We start from the raw sequence: 18286 nt of genomic DNA on the forward strand, positions 1-18286 counted from the left end.
GACGAAAAACAATATATGTCACGAGAAACTCAACGAGTTTGCTGCCGCCGGTCGCCCGGCATGAGTCTGGTGCGAGCGGCACTCGACCGGCTGTTCCCGCCCGACCCAGGCTGGCTGCGCCTGATCGCCGCCGTCAGCGCAACCCTCGCTGGACTGACAACCTTCGTCATCGTCGCGCTGATGGGTACCATCGCCGGTGTGCCGGTCATCGACCGCGTCCTTGGATTTGCCATCGCCCTCTTCATCGCCGCCACGGTTCGCGACAGCACCATCCACCAGAAACTCACGACCATTGCGATTGGCGGGGTTGGGGCATGCGCATCCACGATCGTCGCCGCGCTGCTGATCGATCAGCCGATGGCGGACGCAGTGTTGCTGCCTGCCATGATGTTCGTGATCGCATTCTTCTCGGTTCGCAGTCCACGTCATGGATCGATCGGGCTGGTTTCGCTGATCGCCTACCTGATCGCGCTCGTCTCGAAGCAGCCGGCCGAAACTCTGCCGCTGCGACTACTGGTCATAGTCGTCGCCGCGACCGTTGCCGCGCTGGTGCGTTGCGTCCTGATTCCGGAGCGGCCGGAGTCCGAGATCGAGCGCCTGCGCCACGAAGTCCGTAGTTGCATCAGCAAGGTGCTTGCGCTCGTCGCAGCCGCGGTAGGCAAGGGCTCGTGGACGGCTGCGAGCCGCCGCCGCCTCCGACGCCAGGCCTCTCGCCTTGATGAAATCATCATGCTTGCCCAGGCACGGCTCGTGTCGTCGGCTCAGCAGCCGGCCTACCCGGGCTGGGGCTGGCTGCAGCTGTTCGAAATACAGCTGGCGACGCGACGTGTCGAGCAGATTGCCCTGCAGGATCTCGGCGGTCCGGAGGAGCGCGTAGCCCTGCTGTCGCGGATTGAGGTGATCGGGGCTGCAGGCCAGCAAGCGCCGCTGCCCCTGCGCCAGGCCGTCTCGGCGGAGCGCTCGATATGCTCGGCCACGTCCTATCCGAGATGCCGGTGGGCGAGCCCGATTATCCGGCCTTCGTTCCGCCGGCGGCATCTCCACCTGGATGGCGTCCGGCGCTGCAGACGGCGACCGCCTCGACCCTCGCTATCGCGTGCAGCGAATTGATCCTTCCCAATCGCTGGTACTGGGCGGCGTTTGCAGCCTTCGTCATGTTCCGGGAAACGCGTTCGCGTGGCGAGTCCGTGGCAAAAGGCACCGCGTTCGTCATCGGCACCACGGCCGGACTGGTGGCGGGCCAGTTGCTGGCGACACTGCTGTCCGGTCACGAGCTGCCGAGCATCGTTGCCATCGTCATCGCCGTGTTTCTCGCCTTTCAGGCCAATGTCATCGCCTACAGCGTCATGGTCTTCTGGATTACGGTGATCCTCGGCCTGATGTTCGGGATGATGGGGTATTTCACCTTCGATGTCCTGCTGACGCGTCTGGAGGAGTCGGCTATCGGCGTCGCGTCGGGCGTGCTGGTCGCGTGCCTCGTGCTGGTGCGGCGCGAACGGGATGTGACGGAAGAGGCGGACACCGCGTTCTTGAATGCCTTGCGCAATTTGGTGAGGGGCGCCGCCGCCGTGCTGCTGGAAGGCAAGCCGACGCGCAACCTCGCCAGCCACATCCTCGGGACCGGGCAACGTTTCCGCGAACTCGAAGCAGTCGCTGCATCTGAGCAGTCGAGCTTCGGGATGGTACGCCGCGAAAGGCTGCGCAGGCGCGTCATGGTGCTAGGCGCATGCGAGAATTGGGGGCGAGAACTCGGAACAATCTGCCTAAGAAGCGGTCGCATCGAGGACGCCGGGCTTACGAAAATAGCCGCAGATGCGCTCGCGCGCACAGACGCCACGCTGGGTTACCTGACAGGCGCAGGGTCCAAAACGGCGGGAGCGGTAGCAGGCGCCGATACCGCCAACAATGTGGTTCCGGCAGGGGCCGACGATCCCATCTCTCACGCCGTTCACTTGCTCTTGCGCCTGGATGCTGCGCTGGATCGCGTCGCAGCAATACGCGATGAGCGCGCGAGCGTGCGATGAGACTGTTCGGCGCCGTGCCCCGGTTAGCAGGTTGTAGACGCACTCACAACTCTGAGAACGCCGCCAGCCACGCCCCTCGGTGCGTCAGTCGACCGTGCGAAAAACCTCCTCAGCGCCGCGCGAAACGAGGTATCATCCTCGACGAAGACAATGGCTCATCGCCGCCAGCGCCCTCCTCCTTCGCCCGGCCAGGTCACGGCACGCGGGTCACCGGCGACGCGCCACATGGCAAACCAATATGCGCAGCGGGCGAAGCTTGAACTAGGGCGGCGTTTTCGAAAGACATTTCATGGTCTGAGCGCGATGCTCCACGCTCAAACGCAAGGATTTCGACCTATGGCAGCCAGTAAGTCAATCCGGCCTTGCAAATCCGCGACCGGAGGCTGGGGCGCGCCGATGTCGACGGCCGATCGCGTTGTTCGGCCTGGAGGCTGAGGCCCATGAGTGCGGTCGAACTCGGGGCCTTCTTCGCTCTGCGCCGCGGTGGGCAAGGTTCGGTGTTTGCCTCCGCAGTCTCTGCCGGCATTGGTCCGCTCGACTCGCCGAACATCGATGCAATGTCACGCCGGTGCGGCCGTCTCGGTGAGACGCACTGGTTCGAACTCTTCGTCACGATGGTAGCGCCGCTCTGCCTTTTCGCCGTGCTCGCGGTCTCGAGCACGGACGCGGTCACCAGATCGTTCTTGATTTGCTTCGCCATTTATTCCGATTTGTTGATCGCCTTGCTTTGGTTCACAGAGAAAGACGATGCCCCACTGAACCGACCCATCCACGCCCCAAGCGGCAGGCTCTGCGCGTGAATGTCCAGGAGGATGATCGCCCCCAATTCCCACCGCCAGTGGATGTACGAAACCCAAGTCGACGACGTCGCCGGCCCCAGGCAATTCGAGTTGATCAACGCCGAATCCTTCAGGATCGTCGTCGCCCTCTATGATGAACGCCTGACGCAAAGGATGAACTTGTCGGTAGGAGAGTAGGATGGCTGATCGGGCGTGGTACATGGCGGTGCCGAGCTTCTTATTGTCTTTCGCTCATCTTCGGAAGCGTCGGCGTCCTACGTTAGGGACCGCTTCTTCCCCGCGACTCTGGCGACCGTCGTTCCCACTCCGGCCGACTTCGTCAATTTTCCTCAATTGGTGCGGTTGCCTGACACCACCTCGCGCGAGGTCGACTTTCCTTTCTCCTACAGCAAGCTCCTCACCCCGGATTGGTCGGTGTCGTTCACCGAGAACTACCGCATCGTCGATCAGGCGGGCACGCGCGCGGGCTTCGACAATTTAGTGCTCGGCACCCAGTATGAACTCTATTCCAATCCCGAGCACGAGTTCGTCTTCTCGGTAGGCGGCACAGTGGCGCTGGGCGGCACCGGATCGTCTGACATTGGTGCCAAGTCGTTCTCGACCCTGACGCCGACCGTTTACATGGGCAAGGGCTTCGATGATCTGTCTGATTCGATGGCGTGGCTGCGTCCGATCAATGTCACCGCGACCCTTGGAATCGCGCTGCCAACCCAATCCACCACCGTGACCGGCGCCACCACAATCGACAACCCAAACGTCCTGCAATGGGGCTTCGCCCTGGAATACAGCCTGCTCACCAATTCGTATTCCGCTGGCAAGGGAGGTGCTCACCGCTTCGCCAAGGGGTTTGGTACCGCTGGTGGAATTCGCAATGCAGACGCCGCTTGACGGGCGGTTGGCTGGAGAGGCCACCGGCACGATCAATCCGGGCGTTATCTGGGTGGGCGAGTACGCCCAACTCGGGGTGGAGGCGATCCTTTCGATCAATGAGCGCTCGGGCCGCGACATTGGCGTGCGTGCACAGCTCCACTTTTATCTCGGCAACATCTTTTCGAACGCGATCGGAAAGCCGATCTTCGACTGACCGCGCGCCGCGTTGTGTATGAGCACGCACCGGCTCTCCGCGGCCAGGTTCGAGGCCTCCAACCTATCCTACGATCAGGCGCCCTCCGGAATCGACAGAAAGCACCTCCGAGTCGACGTGCCACGACCGACTTCATTCTCGACGTAGGGATGCCGCCGCGACGTTCGACGTAACGTTGAGTCAGGGGAAGACCGAGACCTGTCCCCTTTTCGTCTGCCCTGCTCGTGAGGTACGGTTCGAACGCTCGTCGGATCATTTCGGACGACGTCCCGGTTGTAGCTTGTCTTCGCTGCTGGTCAGATGCTCGAAAGGCTCGGGTGACCGCGACGATGATGTTGGTCGACCGTCTCGGCTTTATTGGCCTGCCCTCGGCGACCGCCTTGCGCCTGGCGCGCGACAACCTTCGAATCCGATCAGGCGGTCGGTCCGAACGCCCGCTGTTCTCACTGCCGGAGTTGACACGCTTGTATTGCCCCGCCACCGATATGTCCAATAAAGAGGAAGGCCGGCGAACAGAAACCCGCCAGCAATATTACCCAAGGTCACTGGTATTTGATTCCAGTACCACCAGTCAGCGAAGCTGATCTTGGCTCCCAGTATCATTCCCATGGGTATGACAAACATGTTGACGACACAATGTTCAAATCCCAACGCGAAAAACGCAAAGATGGGCAACCAGCATCCGATAATCTTGCCGGGCAAGGACCTCGAACTCATTCCCATCACGACGCCAAGGCAGACCATCCAGTTGCATAGCATCGCCTTGACGAATCCTGTCGCCAGACCGCCGTACCCATATGGCTCGTAGGCGATCGTCTTAGACTCGGCGAGCGCTCGGATATGGTCCCCCAGCGCGCCGGCTCCGGCGTTGCCGGCGTCGGTCAGAACGAAGTAGAACAGCATGGCAAAGATCAAGGCTCCTAGCATGTTGCCGGCAAAGACCCAGATCCAGTTCGCCAACATCCGCAAGGCCGTGGTGCGTCCAGAAAGTACTGCCAATGGAACCAGACCAAAATTCCCGGTCAGAAGCTCCAGGCCAAGCACGACGATCATGGCGAACCCCGCCGGAAAGATGAGGGCGCCGACAAGCGGAATATTGGTCTGAAGCGCGCCCTGCAGGGCCAGGCTGGTCGCGAAGGCGAGCAGTGCTCCAGCGAACATGCCACGAATCAACAGATCGGTGGGACGGTGAGCAGCTTTGGCGGCGCCGAGGTCGACCATTGCCTCCACGATTTCGACGGGCGAGAGACTGTCGTTCATGATGACCATCCTTTTGGGTTGGACAGTTGTTGCGAGGAATAGCCAATCAGTGCAGCGGCTCGATCATCGGCACGCCCAAAGCGATTTTGGCCCTGGCGTCGGCTGCCGTCAGCCGGGCATGATGCCGAGCTGCTCTTTAGGAAATTTCGCAAGCACAGCCGGATCGACATTCAGGTGCTGCGCGACCAATTCGGACGGAGCGTGGGTGAGCCAGTCCGATAGGTCGACCTCATGGTATTCCGGCGCCTTGAAAATCGACAGAAACTGCAGGTCGGTGGTGCCTGTATTCAGGATGTAGTGACCTTGGTTCTTCGGAACATAGCCGATGTCGCCGGACTGGAAGTCGGCCGTTTCGGCCCGAGGACCGGCATCGAACACGGTCATGCGCCCTTGCCCCTTTATCCAGTACTGCCATTCGTCGGCATTTTGATGCCAGTGCATTCGTCGGAGGGCACCGGGCTTGATCGTCTCCACGGCCGCGGCGATCGTCGTCGATACCTTGAATGTCCGGCTATCGGCGAGATGGACTACGCCTGAGGAATTCTCCTTCACCGGCACGCTATCGCGCAGCGAAAACGTGAACGGATTCGCAGGCGCGCCGCCGGACCGCACGGCGGCCTGATCGGCGGCGAGCGGACCTGGCTCTTGTCCCTGGAATATCCAGAGATCATGAAGCGGTATCGATTTGAAACTGTCGGCGGGCACGCCGAAATTCTGGGCCAGAATTTCCGGCGGCGTATGGGCGAACCAGTCCGTCACAAGAAGCGTATTGAATTCGGAGGCCTCACCATTGTCAAAGATGATCAGGAACTCGCAACCGTCTGGCCCGAGACCCTGGAGCGAATGCGGAGAGCCTGCTGGAAAATACCAGATGTCACCTTCCTTGATGTCTTGCACATAGGCTTGGCCCAGTTGATCGAGCGTTGTCACCCGCATGCTACCTTTCGTGACGTATCCCCATTCGGCAGCAAGATGCCAATGAAGCTCCCTGATGCCGCCAGGTCCAAGTCGCATATTGACGCCGGAGACGGACGTCGAAATCGGGAAATCCGCGACCGTGACCTGTCTGGCCCAGCCGCCGCCCTGAATGCGCTTGGATGCAATGTTGAACGAGGACCAGAACCTCGGCATGCCGCCGACATCGGTTGCGGGTGGGTTTTCGAAAGACGGCAGCTGATCCGCGACCGCCGGATTCTTTGGGCCGGGGTCCGATAGGCTACCGGGATTTGCATTTATTGCGCCCTGCGGCGGCTCATCCGGATTGCCAAACGTCGTTGCATGGGCAGCCGTCGCCGCGACGGCGACACCTCCGAGCGCAAGGACATTCCGGCGCGATAGTGCTTGCATGCGTATTCTCCTGTCTACAAGTCGAACCACAACGCATCGAACACTGCCCGATGGATCCGCGTGGCCGAATATTCTTTTGCCTATAGTGCGACTCGGGGCGCCTGGTGCCGCCGCAACTCCACACAAGACCCAGCAATCTTTATTCCTGGACTCCGAGGTAGTTTGGCCGGCAAATGATCTATTTCGCTATAGTTTGACCGCCGCCACTGATGCGGCGTGTCACCCATGAAACGTTTGAACACCGTGGTGAAGTGAGACTGCGTCTGGAATCCGACGCTGAGCGCGACACAGCTGATCCGCGACCGCCGGATTCTTTGGGCCGGGGTCCGATAGGCTACCGGGATTTGCATTTATTGCGCCCTGCGGCGGCTCATCCGGATTGCCAAACGTCGTTGCATGGGCAGCCGTCGCCGCGACGGCGACACCTCCGAGCGCAAGGACATTCCGGCGCGATAGTGCTTGCATGCGTATTCTCCTGTCTACAAGTCGAACCACAACGCATCGAACACTGCCCGATGGATCCGCGTGGCCGAATATTCTTTTGCCTATAGTGCGACTCGGGGCGCCTGGTGCCGCCGCAACTCCACACAAGACCCAGAAATCTTTATTCCTGGACTCCGAGGTAGTTTGGCCGGCAAATGATCTATTTCGCTATAGTTTGACCGCCGCCACTGATGCGGCGTGTCACCCATGAAACGTTTGAACACCGTGGTGAAGTGAGACTGCGTCTGGAATCCGACGCTGAGCGCGACGTCGACGATCGACGAATCATGCTGCAAGAGGAGCTCCCGTGCTCGTTCGATACGACGCCGCAACAAATATTCATGAGGACGAATGCCGGTCGATATGCGAAATTGGGCAGCGAAGTGCATTGGTGAGAGCCCCGTTACTGCGGCGAGGTCGCCAAGCGTGATCGGCTCTGCCAGGTTCGCATCGATGTACTCAAGGGCGCGCTTGAGCCGCCATCTCGGCAAAGCTCCACAATTGCGTTTTGGCCGAAAGGGATCGGGGCGATGGTCATGGCCCAGAAGCCGCGCGGCGATCGCTAGTCCGACGGCGCTTGCGTAGATTTCGCCGAAATGCTCGTCCATCCCGTCGATTCTAAGCAGGGCGCGGGCCAATTCCTCTATCGCGGAGTCGGCCTGCGATCGGAGGTCCAGAAACAAACATCGATCGGGTCCTGCCTTCTCGCGAAAAATTCCCAAACGACGCCGCAAGTCGTCGTTACCGATCCTGAGAAAGCGCACTGCCATTCCCTTCGGGAGCAGGCGCATAACCGCATCCAGCAAGTTGGCTCTTGTTGGGTCGTCGACCAAACCCCCTGGTTCTTTTGGATCCGGCACGAATAGGATCAGATTTACCTGTCTCGTCGCTATTCCGACGACAAAGCCTAAGCGTGAAGCAGCTGACGAGGTCGAATGCTTTGGGAGGCCGCTGTCTTCAAAATTGGTGTAGTCGTTCCAGAACTTGGGAATGCTGATCCCTTCGATTCTGCGCAATTCGAACGACATCGTTTGCCTCCATAACTTTTCGCCGATGCAGTCTCCGAAAAACATAGAACGCACAAGTATAATGAGAGCATTCTGTGCCACGCCTGCCGGTCATGCTGGCGAGTTTCGGACTGCTATGGAATTTAGATAATCAAGTTCGGCTCTAAACGGCTATTCTACCGATGGCAATCGACCTACGCGAATGATTTGGCCTGGATATACTTAGGTATGAGACCGTCGCCCTCGCCCGGAATTGGCACGGCAATCCGATCGACGTCCGGCGTGGCATCTACAACGCCACAGCACGATCTGTCTGTTGCGCAGTTCCATGGGCGTTCTGCCGTCACGCCACGTTGAAAGCTCACCCAAAATAGAGAACGCCGACGAAGACATTGACCATCAGAGCCAGCACAATCACGCTAAGGACGAAGGAGATCAGCGCGTGCAAGAAAACGATATGTCTGATCGGTCCCGATCGGACCCTACATCGGTGACCTGAAAGGTCATGCCTATGGTGAACGCAAAGTAGATAAAGTCAAAATAGTCAGGTTGTGTGGTGCCTGGAAATGCCAGGGGCCGATGATTTCGCTGCTGTCGACGATAGAACTCGTAGGCATAGTAGAAAGCGAAAAGCATGTTAAGAAATCCCCATGCAAGCATGATCGTCGCTGACGCCAACACGATCTCATTCACCGATTTTTGGTGGACGCCCGAAAGTTCCAGACCGAGTGCTCCCAGGATAACGACACAAACAGCGATGCCGGTCATGAGCACAGAGAACTTCCGCTCATTCTCCTCGCCCGCACGCCTCGGCATCATGCGACGCGCTGTCTTCCAGGCGATGACCAGGCATGCCACAATCATCATGAGCGTCGTTATGTCGAAAGCGATGAGGGCCGCGCGAAGCAACTCGAAAATATGTTGAAGTACAAGATAAAAACATAGGCCGAGAGCTGCCATCACCGACAGGCGTGGCCGAAAGACGTGAGGGCGCAGTGCTTTGTAAATAAACACGCTGACCCTGCGCCGCCTGTAGCAATTTAACATTATATGGATACCGCCCGTAGTTCATGATCTGATTTGAACGTTCGATAGCGCTGCTTTCAAACCTTGCCGTTGAGCGGCTTGGTTTGAACAACTTGATACTAGGTACAAAAACGGTCGAAGCCGCCCTGCGGGCGGCTCGTGTTGACCGCGGACTAATCGGTGAGAGCCGGCGATCGGATGGCCTCCGGCATCATGCAAAAGGCAGCTTCATCCCTGTTGCTCAGACTTTGAAAAACGCCAGCAAGTCCTCGTTGACCTGATCCTTGAGCGTCATACAGAGACCGTGCGGGGCGCCCTTGTAGACCTTCAGCGTCGCACCTTTGATGAGCTTTGACTGAAGCAGGCCGGCGTCAGCGAACGGCACCATCTGGTCGTCGTCACCGTGCATGATCAGCGTTGGCACGTCGAACTTCTTCAGGTCTTCGGTCTGATCGGTCTCGGAGAACGCCTTGATGCAGAAGTATGCGGCAGGGAAACCCGTCATCATTCCTTGCCGCCAGAATGAGTGGCGCGCTCCCTCCGAGACCTTCGCGCCTGGCCGGTTGTAGCCGAAGAATGGCAGGCTGAGATCTTTCCAGAATTGCGAGCGGTCGGCGTGGACGCTGGCGCGCATCTTGTCGAACACCTCGAGTGGCGTGCCGCCAGGATTGGTCGGCGTCTTCACCATCAGAGGCGGGACCGAGGCGATCAAAACGGCCTTCGCCACACGCTTCGTGCCGTGCCGCCCGATGTAGCGAGCAACTTCCCCGCCACCCGTGGAGTGGCCGACGTGGATGGCGTCCTTGAGATCAAGCTTGTGGACAACTTCCGCGAGATCGTCGGCATACGTGTCCATGTCGTTGCCGGTCCATGGTTGGCTCGACCGCCCGTGGCCACGGCGGTCATGCGCAATGCAGCGATACCCGTGCGAAGCAAGAAAGAACATCTGGTCCTCAAAGGCATCTGCGCTGAGCGGCCATCCATGGCTGAAGACCACTGGCTGCCCGGTGCCCCAGTCCTTGTAGTAGATTTCTGTACCGTCCTTGGTTGTGAAGGTGCTCATGGGCGTGTTTCCTTTGGGCTGGAACAGATGGAGGCGCTTGCCTGACGGGAGATTGCCGCGTCAGCGTCGAATGCAGACTTGCGACAGCGGCAATGCCGGCGCTACGAAAACTGACGTTGGGCGGAGGTCGGTACGTCTGGGAGGCAATAGTGAACCGTGTTGTGACAAATTGCGTTCTGCACAATTGCGGTTTGGGCGCACAGCGCTGTGCTTGCCAAGACAATCCTAAACGCGGGTATCCGCAGTCCCATATTGTACGCAGGTTGGCAGGCGTAATGTCCTAGTTTGAAATAAATATACCAATATACCTAGAGGCCTCTGACAATCCGCGAACCGGCGAATGCTAGTGCAGTGACGATCGGCTAGTTCTCTGGGCCTTAAGCGCCACGTCGCCTCGCGTTAGATGAACTGATTGGCATTCTTTCGGTTTACAAAAATAATTCCTTAAATCTAGTTTGAGTGCATTTCGTATAGTGTTTTAAGGCCGCCGAGAAGCCTAAATGAATACTGCCGGCATGAACAATCGAAGTCTTGCGGGGCTGTGCAACAGAACGACATAATGGGTGAAATCGACATGCGCTCTTTTTCCATCGAGGCCGCACTCGCGGCAATTTTTCTGTCAACCGCTTGCGCCTCTGCGGCAAGTTCGCTTCCGTCACAGACACAGCAGAAGCTCGATCTTGTCGTACGAAAGGAGCACAGAAACCACGTAACGTTGCCGAGGCATCTCCAAGCACCGACTGCCCGTTCGACTGCGACGCCCCTATCGCAGCTCAAGGGCGACAACGACAAGTATCCCTCAGTCGATTCTGGCCTCTTTTCGGGCATGTATGGGTTTTGACGAGATATGCTGGGCTTCTCGCGACGCAGTGATTGCGGTCGAAAGTCGCCTTCTGATCCAGCCATCATTTCGACCACGGTTGCAGTCGGGCGCCAATTGCGACGTCAGATTCTTGTCCTCTCCGAAAATCGGCGCGATGCAGGGCGCCGCAACAAGTCTCATCGCGAAAAGTGCCGACGTTGGCAACCCTCCGGCGACCGAGGATAGGATCCGTATATTAGAGCCACGACGGCGTTGGGCGGCAGTTCCAGCCTCCTGGACAAGCGGCGCCCGAGTAGCAGGTCTTCACGGCAACCAGCTTGATGAATTCGACCGCCATAGGGAGCCGGCTAACCCTGCTTGTGAGACAGAGGGAAAAATGGGCCGATGACGGCATGTCATCGGCCCAAGAACTCGCACGGTGAAAAACGCTCCCGGGAGGAAGAGCACCCTCACAATCGATCGGCGGGCGGGAGGGGAAGGCCCATGGGATCAATTGGCACGAGTTGGAGCGCTGCTATGATGTTATAGAAATGCACCGAACACCACAGATCGCAACGCCGACAACAAACTAGTACTCTTCGCCGACGGATGCTTCTTCGCTATTGCCAAGTTTGCATCGTGGTTGCGGATTTCGCGCGTTTTTCCGTAGGGACGTCAAGAGGAAAACCCGGCGCCTGAGGACGCGTCGCTTTCGCTGGCTTCGCAATCAAATTGCCGATCTTTCCTGAAAGTGCTTTTATCTCCACGACGGGGCTTAGCTGGGACGTTGCCGCACATGCCAGGTAGCCAAAACACGAGATTTTCCTTCGTTACGGTCAGGCGCCGCAGAATGTGCATGGGGCGGTGTTTCCCTTGTTCGATAATCCAGGCGATGTTGGCGGCGGGCTCATGCAACGCGAGGTCCGTCGTAACCACTGAGTTCTGTCCGTGGCCGCATCAAGAGACACGATCTTGACCGGCCGATTGCTCACGGATGATCCAGTCGCCCGCGGCAACGGGCCAATCGTCTTCATCGTTGAGGACGACATTTCATTCCGCGAGGCCCTCAAGAGGCTTTTTCGCACGGTGGATCTGAACACCGAGGTTTTCGGGTCAGCAGCGGAACTGCTGCAACACAAACTCCCGGATGTTCCGAGTTGCCTCATACTCGACGTTCGGCTGCCCGGGGTGAGCGGTCTTGATATTCAAAGCGAACTTGCCAGGGCAAACATCCACATTCCAATCATTTTCATGACCGGTCATGGCGACATTCCGATGTCGGTGAGAGCCATGAAAGCAGGCGCCGTCGATTTCCTGACCAAGCCGTTTCGAGACCAGGACATCCTGGACGCTGTTGTCGCGGCGATTGATCGCGATCGACGCAGGCGTGAAAAGGAGGGAGAGCTATCGGCTCTGCAAGCTCTCTTCGAGTCGCTGAGTGCACGCGAGCGGGAGATCATGGCATTGGTTACGACTGGGCTGATGAACAAGCAGGTTGCGGCCGAGGTAGGGCTGAGCGAAATCACCGTGAAGATACATCGCGGCAACGTCATGAAAAAAATGGGAGCCAAGACTTTGGCTGATTTGGTGAGAATGGCCGAGTCTCTCCACCTTCACCGTACCAAACAATAAAACCTCTGTATGATTCGTAGTCGGCGCTGAATGGACTAAGGTCGTAGACGCGCGACGAGGAGTCGCGCACAACTTTCTTGAGAGGATGTCAGCTGTCCAGCGTTCCGATAATCTCAATCGTCGATGACGATGAATCGCTCCGGATCGCCACCGCAAAACTGGTGCGCCTTCATGGGTTCCTCGTTCATGCGTTTGCGTCGGCTGAAGAATTCCTGGAGTCTCCCCACGTCGAGGACACTAGCTGCGTGATCACGGACATCCGAATGCCAGGCATGAGCGGCGTTGACCTGCAGGCTCATTTAATCGCCCAAGGCGTAAGGGTGCCTGTCATTTTCATATCGGCTTTTCCTGAGGATAGCAGTCGGAAAAGAGCATTGGAGGCCGGAGCGGTCGGCTTCCTGACCAAGCCGTTCGACGGCAAAGTGCTGATCGACTGCCTATCCAACGCTTTGCGGGAATCCGAATAGTCGGATCAATGCGGCGACGACCTCGAGTCCGCAGGCGAAGCCCTTCCCTCCTGAGGCCATCGCGCGGGCGAAGATATCGGGCTAACCTAGGTTCGCCAAATCCAAAACGCGCCTCACCACGCCAGCGCGCGGAGGCTCGGTTGAGATCATGAATGTGGGCTGGTCATCGGCGCAGCCAAGTGCCCTTGACGGCCCAGATAGCGAGAGTTGCTACGATGCCGACTGCGAACACCAAGCCATTGAGGCCTATCGAAGTGTACGCCAAGCCTCCCGCAACCGTGCCGGCAACGAAACCGAGCATGATCGGAGCAACTCGAGCCAGCGCGACCCGAGTGCGCTCGTCGCTGAGGCCCCATGCTGCGTCACGAGGGTTGCGGCGCAATGCGAGCAGCATGTCGGTGAGGTCGATTGCCAGTTGCGTGGTGTTGGTCGTCATCACGTTGGTTGACCCGTATTGAACCAGCAGAAGCCGAACGGAGGCGCTCTGAACGCCCATGGCTGAGAGGTCGAACAGTACCGCAACCGATGTGACCGTCGTCACCCCTGACGAGACATCGACGCACGCCAGTCCAGCGAGTAGCGCTGCCTCGAGCGCCAGGGTCGCGACCAAGGCTCTTCGGCTATCTGAGCCAAGCGCTCTCACGATTATGGTCGTCAACACCCCGGCCGCAAAGAAGATGGGGATTGCCAGCACCTTGATCAGAAAGCCATCGTTTTTGGCGACCAGTTCGGAGCCAGCCACCACCAAACTACCCGTCATCTGCGCAACAAAGAGGCCGGCGAATGCCAGGAAGGTACAACTGTCCACATATCCGGCAACGAAGGCCAAAAGCGCCGGGACAGCGATCGGAACGACGCCGGCGCCAGCAATTGGGACTTCTGTCGGCTCGGCGCGAAAGACCGGCCGAGCAACGACGTCGACGGTCGGCCCACAGCAACGAGGTTCTTGGTTGGTCATTGTGCCAGGCTTGCGTTGATTTCAGAAACTTGAGCCGCCACGCTGTCTAACGCACCGCTCTGCCCTCTGCTTCAGCCGCTTTGCGGCATTTGGATCGACATTGCGCAGATAGCGGTCATGAGGCACCGCAGGGGTGACCGGCGCAAATACCGGCGCAAATAGTTGATAGCAGCAAGAAAAGCCCACGCGCCGCAACAAGGGCAAAGCCTTTTCGCAGACCGCCTCGTAGCGTCTGCCGCATCACCAAGAGGAGCTGGCAGAGATATGGAAGTCGGGTTTATCGGGTTAGGGCATATGGGCGCCGGCATGGCGACCAACCTCTTGAAAGCGGGGCATGATGTGACCGTTTACAATCGGACACGCGCGAAAGTCGAAACGCTGGTCACGCTGGGAGCGAAAGCGGCGGCCAATATGTCAGACGCCTGTCACGGCGATATCGTCCTGACCATGCTGGCAAACGACGAGGCCGTCGAGGACGTGGTGTTCGGCGACGGTGGCGCAATCCATAGCCTGTCGGTCGGCGCGATCCATGTTTCGTCGAGCACCATTAGTGTCGCATTGTCCGAACGGCTTGCCGCGGCCCACGCCAAGGCGGGGCAGCGTTTTGTGGCGGCGCCAGTGTTCGGCCGCCCTGATGTGGCGGCGGCGGGCCAACTTGTTGTCGCCGCCGCCGGTGCGCCGGATGATGTCAAGGCAGTTGCACCGCTCCTCGATGCAATCGGGAGACACACTTTCATCGTCTCCGAGATTCCGAAATTTGCCAATTTGGTAAAGCTCAGCGGCAACTTCCTGTTCGCTTCGGTTATCGAATCGCTCGGCGAAGCAATGGCGCTGATCGGCAAAGCCGGTCTCGACCGGCGGCAATATGCCGACTTTCTGACCTCGACCCTGTTTGGCCTCCCGGTCTACAAAGTCTATGGCGGACTGATCGCCGACGGAATTTTCGAACCGGCCGCGTTCGCAGCACCCCTTGGCTCCAAGGATATTCGGCTTGCCCTTGCGGCTGCCGAGGACTTGCGCGTGCCGATGCCGATCGCCAGCCTTCTCCGCGACCGGTTTCTTACCCTGCTGGCTAATGGCGGCGACAAGCTCGACTGGTCGGCGATCGGCGGTCTTGCAGCCAAGGACGCCGGTCTGAAATGACCGGTCGAGTTGCGGGGCAAAAGTATGGCATCGTCGCAACTGTACAAATGATGGCAGCACTACTATCGACTGCGCCGTCCAATCCCAAACCAAAGTATGAGCAGTTCAAACCAACACTCTAGGGCCGCCTACGGATGTAGAATGGAGTAAATCATCACCGGCGCTTTACGCTGACATCAGATGGGATAGCCCGAAGGATGTGCGCCAAGCCATGTTGACGAATTCTGCCCCCAGCGACATCGATGCACTTGCGATTACGACCTTTGCGGGCAATGCGCCGCGATTGCAGCAAACCGGCCCACTTTTGGTGGGAGATTGGCGCGCTCCATTCAACGGCAGAAAGGCACAACGTGCCAGCTCCGCGGCGTACGCGCAGTTCGGGCGCCGGACCGTCGACGTGGCCGATTACCGCGTCGAGATATCTTCAGCCGACGCTGTGAGTAGTCGCACGGCGATTTCGGATGGGATAGTTGCTGAGGTAGTCCAAGCTGCAGGTCATGACAAATTCGAGTTCCGGTTTCGCGCGCCCATGCACTTACTGGTGGTCTATGAACAAGGCGCGCGGCGAGACGGTGATACCTTCGTCGAAGGTTTATCCCGATCGAAACTTCTGGATTTTGGTCGCAAGCTCACCTTCGTGCCCGCCGGCCGCGAATACCTTGAATGGCATGAGCCGCGGACGTCTGCGCGTCTCATGTTCATTTATTTTGATCCTGCCAAGCTGCAAGTTCCGTTCAACGCGGACACGGCAGATATGACGTTCGTGGCGAAGCTTTTCTTTGAGGATGCAACGCTTCTGGGCACAGCCCTCAAACTGATGAGGTCGCTCGAAAGCCCAAACCTGGAGAATCAGCGGTACCTGGAAGCGCTGGGTATCGTCCTGGCTCATGAACTGGTCCGTTTTCACAAAGGGACGCCGAGAGCCGAACCTCAGCTTCGAGGCGGACTCGCGGCTTGGCAGAAGCGGATAGTAACGGCGCATATCGATGCGCATTTGGGCGAACCGATACCGCTGGCCACTCTCGCGCAGCTTGCCCGGTTGAGCCCGTACTATTTCTGCCGCGCCTTCAAGCTGTCATTTGGTGTGCCTCCGCATCGGTATCACACCAGCCGTCGAATCGAGCATGCCAAAAGTCTTCTCGCGACGCGCGCTCATTCGGTGACGGACATCGGATTGACTGTCGGATACAGCGAAACCAGCTCATTCACGGCCGCTTTTCGAAAGGTGGCCGGCCTTACTCCGAGTGCTTACCAGCGGAGCCTCGGATAGGCCCTGGACCGCCCGGTTTGGCTGGGATTTGCGTAGTTCGAGAGTGTATCCCAAGATAGTTTCACCGCCGTCGAACTGGCGGTTTGTTCCCGCGAAGTCCGGCTGGATGTTTCAAGGCTCCGCAAGGCGGCGTCTTGGATACCAACGCCGGCGTTCATCACCCGGCTGTCTCAAAATGCATCGGCCAGGCGAAAGGCAGTCTTCGCCAAGGCCACGCGAACGTCGCGGGGCGCTGGCAAAGCGAGCCCGTTGAATTGAAAGGCGGATTTCGAAACTGAAGACTGCAGCGCGGGCCAGAAGCCCATCACGGTTCACCAGAAATACAGCCGGCTGCAAACGGCTGTCGCAAGTGCGGGACATCCAAGGAGACAGGTCGCGGCTGGTCCGGGACAGTCGCCAATGAGCCGACCTTGCAAGCCGATAGGCCAAATTCCGACCTACCAAATACCAAGCACAACTCGACGAACTCGCTCGGGATAAATCCTGGCGCGACAACACCCGCCGCTACAACGCAGCGGCGGGTGCCAAGACCAGGCGCTGGCGCCTGCTTTTTAGCGATTGTAGGGGCTGTCGTAGTGCCTGACGCCCAGAGGCGTGTTGTAGTGGCGAAACGAGTCAATGCCGTCAAACCAGCGCTTCTGAGCGAAGTCGCCGTAAGCGCCGCTGCCCTCATGGCGGCCACCGTGGCCACCGTCATGCGAGGCGGCAAAGGCCCCGGAGAGCGGAACGGTGATGATCATCGCGGCAAGCGCTGCCTTCAAAGTGATAGAACGCATGATTACAAGTCCTTTTCGATGAGGAAGGCGGCTATTTATCGACCGCGCATTCCGGTTACAGGCTCTCAGGAACGGTCAAACGTGATTTTCGTCTCAGTTCCTGGCCTTCATCGAATATCTAGGGTCGATCTGCAGAAATCTGTAATATATCAAGGTATAGTTTTGTGTATAAATAAGTATGGGTGTCGAATTTCGTCCGTAAAACTGAACTTCAAGCCCACGCGCTGGCACGGTGCAACATTTCGTAGAGAAACCACGTGCGCCGCTCGGTCTCGTCAATCCAGACCTCAAGAAGGCTAGCCGTTGCTACGTCATGGTAATTGTCGCAGGTATTATGTACCTCGCGCATCGCCGACGTGAGGCGTAGATTGTCGTCCCTCAACTCGTCAAGCATATCCTGCGGCTCGACGTATTCGGCATCATTGTCGGCGATGCGCTGAGTCCGCACAATTTGCCCGATGGATCGCAGTGTGGTGCCGCCAATTTTGCGGACCCTCTCGGCGATCGGATCGGTCATTGCGTAGATCTGATCACCATGCTCATCAAGCAGGAGATGATAGTCGCGAAAATGCGAACCGCTCATGTGCCAGTGAAAGTTTTTCGTCTTTAGGTAAAGGGCAAAGACGTCGGCCAGCAGGCCGTTAAGTCCCGCGCTGATATCGCGGGTTGCGTCCGAAGAGAGGTCGGTTATGCCCGACGGTCGCCGGGTGCGCAAAGCTATTTTTTTGTTCTCTGTCATTTGCTGAGACTCCTGTTAGCGTGGACGGTTCTTACGTTCAAAAAGCCGGATCGGTTTGCGAGGCGGCCTCAACCTGTGGCGCAGGGATCGCGGGCACGACAAAAGTTCCAAAGAGACTGTGCGTTGCTTGCGTCTCGTCTTGACTCTGCGCCTGCATGGTTCACTCTCTCAGTGTTTCGGGCGTTCGATGGTCGGACAGATTTGCGGGCGCCTGGGCAGGCGAGGCATCGTAAAGCTGGTTGCCGAAATGGTGTCGGGCCAGAAGGACGCCGCGTTCCCCTGCCAGCATCCCGAGCAGCCCCAAAAGGGCAATCGCCGGTGGCGCCGGGGAACGTATCCCGCACAGGCCATAGCCTACCCCGACGGCCAACCCGGCGATGATTGAAAGTGCGGCCGAGAGCATGC

At 58.6% G+C, this 18286-nt stretch carries 19 protein-coding genes and 2 pseudogenes; 10 read left to right on the top strand and 11 right to left on the bottom strand.

Going from position 1 to position 18286, the window contains the following annotated elements:
* Nucleotides 1-60 precede the first annotated feature (60 nt).
* The 6 genes from NKJ94_RS18315 to NKJ94_RS18340 all read left to right on the top strand — a co-directional run bounded on the left by NKJ94_RS18315 (nt 61) and on the right by NKJ94_RS18340 (nt 3908).
* Nucleotides 61-1110, top strand: coding sequence for a hypothetical protein (locus tag NKJ94_RS18315; protein WP_352526919.1), 1050 nt, complete (start codon nt 61-63; stop codon nt 1108-1110).
* Nucleotides 996-2024: an FUSC family protein gene (locus NKJ94_RS18320; protein WP_352526952.1), complete on the top strand. Its 1029-nt coding sequence runs from the start codon at nt 996-998 to the stop codon at nt 2022-2024. Before NKJ94_RS18315 ends, NKJ94_RS18320 begins: the two co-directional genes overlap by 115 nt.
* 440 nt (nt 2025-2464) lie before the next feature.
* Nucleotides 2465-2824, top strand: a complete 360-nt coding sequence (locus NKJ94_RS18325; RefSeq protein ID WP_352526920.1) for a hypothetical protein — start codon at nt 2465-2467, stop codon at nt 2822-2824.
* A gap of 12 nt (nt 2825-2836) precedes the next feature.
* Nucleotides 2837-3001: a hypothetical protein gene (locus NKJ94_RS18330; RefSeq protein WP_352526921.1), complete on the top strand. Its 165-nt coding sequence runs from the start codon at nt 2837-2839 to the stop codon at nt 2999-3001.
* A gap of 15 nt (nt 3002-3016) precedes the next feature.
* Nucleotides 3017-3712 carry a hypothetical protein gene (locus tag NKJ94_RS18335; protein WP_352526922.1) on the top strand — a complete coding sequence of 232 codons (696 nt, stop codon included), beginning with the start codon at nt 3017-3019 and terminating at the stop codon, nt 3710-3712.
* Nucleotides 3696-3908, top strand: a complete 213-nt coding sequence (locus NKJ94_RS18340; RefSeq protein ID WP_352526923.1) for a hypothetical protein — start codon at nt 3696-3698, stop codon at nt 3906-3908. The genes NKJ94_RS18335 and NKJ94_RS18340 overlap by 17 nt, the downstream gene beginning before the upstream one ends.
* 354 nt (nt 3909-4262) lie before the next feature.
* On the opposite strand, the gene NKJ94_RS18345 is transcribed toward NKJ94_RS18340, so the two are convergent.
* The 7 genes and pseudogenes from NKJ94_RS18345 to NKJ94_RS18375 form a co-directional block, all read right to left on the bottom strand.
* Complete coding sequence (locus NKJ94_RS18345; RefSeq protein ID WP_352526924.1) at nt 4263-5168, bottom strand: formate/nitrite transporter family protein; 906 nt, start codon at nt 5166-5168, stop codon at nt 4263-4265.
* Between the two features lie 108 nt (nt 5169-5276).
* Nucleotides 5277-6515, bottom strand: coding sequence for a cupin domain-containing protein (locus NKJ94_RS18350; RefSeq protein WP_352526925.1), 1239 nt, complete (start codon nt 6513-6515; stop codon nt 5277-5279).
* 80 nt (nt 6516-6595) lie between these two features.
* On the bottom strand, nt 6596-6865 hold the full coding sequence (locus tag NKJ94_RS18355; RefSeq protein WP_352526926.1) for a helix-turn-helix domain-containing protein: 270 nt from the start codon (nt 6863-6865) through the stop codon (nt 6596-6598).
* Nucleotides 6807-6980, bottom strand: a pseudogene (locus tag NKJ94_RS18360) (cupin); the annotation flags it as partial. The pseudogene NKJ94_RS18360 and the gene NKJ94_RS18355, both read right to left, overlap by 59 nt.
* 80 nt (nt 6981-7060) lie before the next feature.
* Nucleotides 7061-8026 (bottom strand): helix-turn-helix domain-containing protein, encoded by a 966-nt coding sequence (locus NKJ94_RS18365; RefSeq protein ID WP_352526927.1) that lies wholly within the window; start codon nt 8024-8026, stop codon nt 7061-7063.
* Between the two features lie 414 nt (nt 8027-8440).
* Nucleotides 8441-9019 carry a DUF1345 domain-containing protein gene (locus NKJ94_RS18370; protein WP_352526928.1) on the bottom strand — a complete coding sequence of 193 codons (579 nt, stop codon included), beginning with the start codon at nt 9017-9019 and terminating at the stop codon, nt 8441-8443.
* 253 nt (nt 9020-9272) lie between these two features.
* Complete coding sequence (locus NKJ94_RS18375) at nt 9273-10094, bottom strand: alpha/beta fold hydrolase (RefSeq protein ID WP_352526929.1); 822 nt, start codon at nt 10092-10094, stop codon at nt 9273-9275.
* Nucleotides 10095-11865: 1771 nt separating this feature from the next.
* Here NKJ94_RS18375 and NKJ94_RS18380 point away from each other — a divergent pair.
* Together NKJ94_RS18380 and NKJ94_RS18385 are read left to right on the top strand one after the other, a co-directional pair.
* Nucleotides 11866-12528, top strand: a complete 663-nt coding sequence (locus tag NKJ94_RS18380) for a response regulator transcription factor (RefSeq protein ID WP_502896206.1) — start codon at nt 11866-11868, stop codon at nt 12526-12528.
* Between the two features lie 161 nt (nt 12529-12689).
* Nucleotides 12690-12902 (top strand): annotated as a pseudogene (locus NKJ94_RS18385) (response regulator transcription factor); the annotation flags it as partial.
* Between the two features lie 256 nt (nt 12903-13158).
* Here the strand turns inward: NKJ94_RS18385 and NKJ94_RS18390 are convergent.
* Nucleotides 13159-13824, bottom strand: coding sequence for a YoaK family protein (locus tag NKJ94_RS18390; protein WP_352526931.1), 666 nt, complete (start codon nt 13822-13824; stop codon nt 13159-13161).
* Nucleotides 13825-14217: 393 nt separating this feature from the next.
* On the opposite strand from NKJ94_RS18390, the gene NKJ94_RS18395 reads away from it, so the two are divergent.
* Both NKJ94_RS18395 and NKJ94_RS18400 read left to right on the top strand, forming a co-directional pair.
* Nucleotides 14218-15096 carry an NAD(P)-dependent oxidoreductase gene (locus NKJ94_RS18395; protein WP_352526932.1) on the top strand — a complete coding sequence of 293 codons (879 nt, stop codon included), beginning with the start codon at nt 14218-14220 and terminating at the stop codon, nt 15094-15096.
* Nucleotides 15097-15307: 211 nt separating this feature from the next.
* Entirely contained in the window at nt 15308-16366 is a 1059-nt protein-coding gene (locus tag NKJ94_RS18400) for a helix-turn-helix transcriptional regulator (RefSeq protein WP_352526933.1), read from the top strand.
* Nucleotides 16367-16917: 551 nt separating this feature from the next.
* On the opposite strand, the gene NKJ94_RS18405 is transcribed toward NKJ94_RS18400, so the two are convergent.
* The 3 genes from NKJ94_RS18405 to NKJ94_RS18415 all read right to left on the bottom strand — a co-directional run bounded on the left by NKJ94_RS18405 (nt 16918) and on the right by NKJ94_RS18415 (nt 18284).
* Entirely contained in the window at nt 16918-17142 is a 225-nt protein-coding gene (locus NKJ94_RS18405) for a hypothetical protein (protein WP_352526934.1), read from the bottom strand.
* A gap of 211 nt (nt 17143-17353) precedes the next feature.
* Nucleotides 17354-17881 (bottom strand): Dps family protein, encoded by a 528-nt coding sequence (locus NKJ94_RS18410; RefSeq protein ID WP_352526935.1) that lies wholly within the window; start codon nt 17879-17881, stop codon nt 17354-17356.
* Nucleotides 17882-18041: 160 nt separating this feature from the next.
* The gene (locus NKJ94_RS18415; protein WP_352526936.1) at nt 18042-18284 is read right to left on the bottom strand and encodes a DUF1427 family protein; all 243 of its coding nucleotides are present in this window, start codon (nt 18282-18284) and stop codon (nt 18042-18044) included.
* Nucleotides 18285-18286: the final 2 nt, after the last annotated feature.

The organism is Mesorhizobium sp. M0060 (genome assembly GCF_040323155.1).
In the GTDB taxonomy this organism is placed as follows: domain Bacteria; phylum Pseudomonadota; class Alphaproteobacteria; order Rhizobiales; family Rhizobiaceae; genus Mesorhizobium.

Coding starts and splice junctions, on each gene's coding strand:
- NKJ94_RS18340 (WP_352526923.1), top strand. CDS start 3,696: ATGCAGACGCCGCTTGACGGGCGGTTGGCTGGAGAGGCCACCGGCACG.
- NKJ94_RS18350 (WP_352526925.1), bottom strand. CDS start 6,515: ATGCAAGCACTATCGCGCCGGAATGTCCTTGCGCTCGGAGGTGTCGCC.
- NKJ94_RS18365 (WP_352526927.1), bottom strand. CDS start 8,026: ATGTCGTTCGAATTGCGCAGAATCGAAGGGATCAGCATTCCCAAGTTC.
- NKJ94_RS18325 (WP_352526920.1), top strand. CDS start 2,465: ATGAGTGCGGTCGAACTCGGGGCCTTCTTCGCTCTGCGCCGCGGTGGG.
- NKJ94_RS18330 (WP_352526921.1), top strand. CDS start 2,837: ATGATCGCCCCCAATTCCCACCGCCAGTGGATGTACGAAACCCAAGTC.
- NKJ94_RS18375 (WP_352526929.1), bottom strand. CDS start 10,094: ATGAGCACCTTCACAACCAAGGACGGTACAGAAATCTACTACAAGGAC.
- NKJ94_RS18395 (WP_352526932.1), top strand. CDS start 14,218: ATGGAAGTCGGGTTTATCGGGTTAGGGCATATGGGCGCCGGCATGGCG.
- NKJ94_RS18315 (WP_352526919.1), top strand. CDS start 61: ATGAGTCTGGTGCGAGCGGCACTCGACCGGCTGTTCCCGCCCGACCCA.
- NKJ94_RS18400 (WP_352526933.1), top strand. CDS start 15,308: ATGTTGACGAATTCTGCCCCCAGCGACATCGATGCACTTGCGATTACG.
- NKJ94_RS18415 (WP_352526936.1), bottom strand. CDS start 18,284: ATGCTCTCGGCCGCACTTTCAATCATCGCCGGGTTGGCCGTCGGGGTA.
- NKJ94_RS18355 (WP_352526926.1), bottom strand. CDS start 6,865: ATGCAAATCCCGGTAGCCTATCGGACCCCGGCCCAAAGAATCCGGCGG.
- NKJ94_RS18405 (WP_352526934.1), bottom strand. CDS start 17,142: ATGCGTTCTATCACTTTGAAGGCAGCGCTTGCCGCGATGATCATCACC.
- NKJ94_RS18345 (WP_352526924.1), bottom strand. CDS start 5,168: ATGAACGACAGTCTCTCGCCCGTCGAAATCGTGGAGGCAATGGTCGAC.
- NKJ94_RS18410 (WP_352526935.1), bottom strand. CDS start 17,881: ATGACAGAGAACAAAAAAATAGCTTTGCGCACCCGGCGACCGTCGGGC.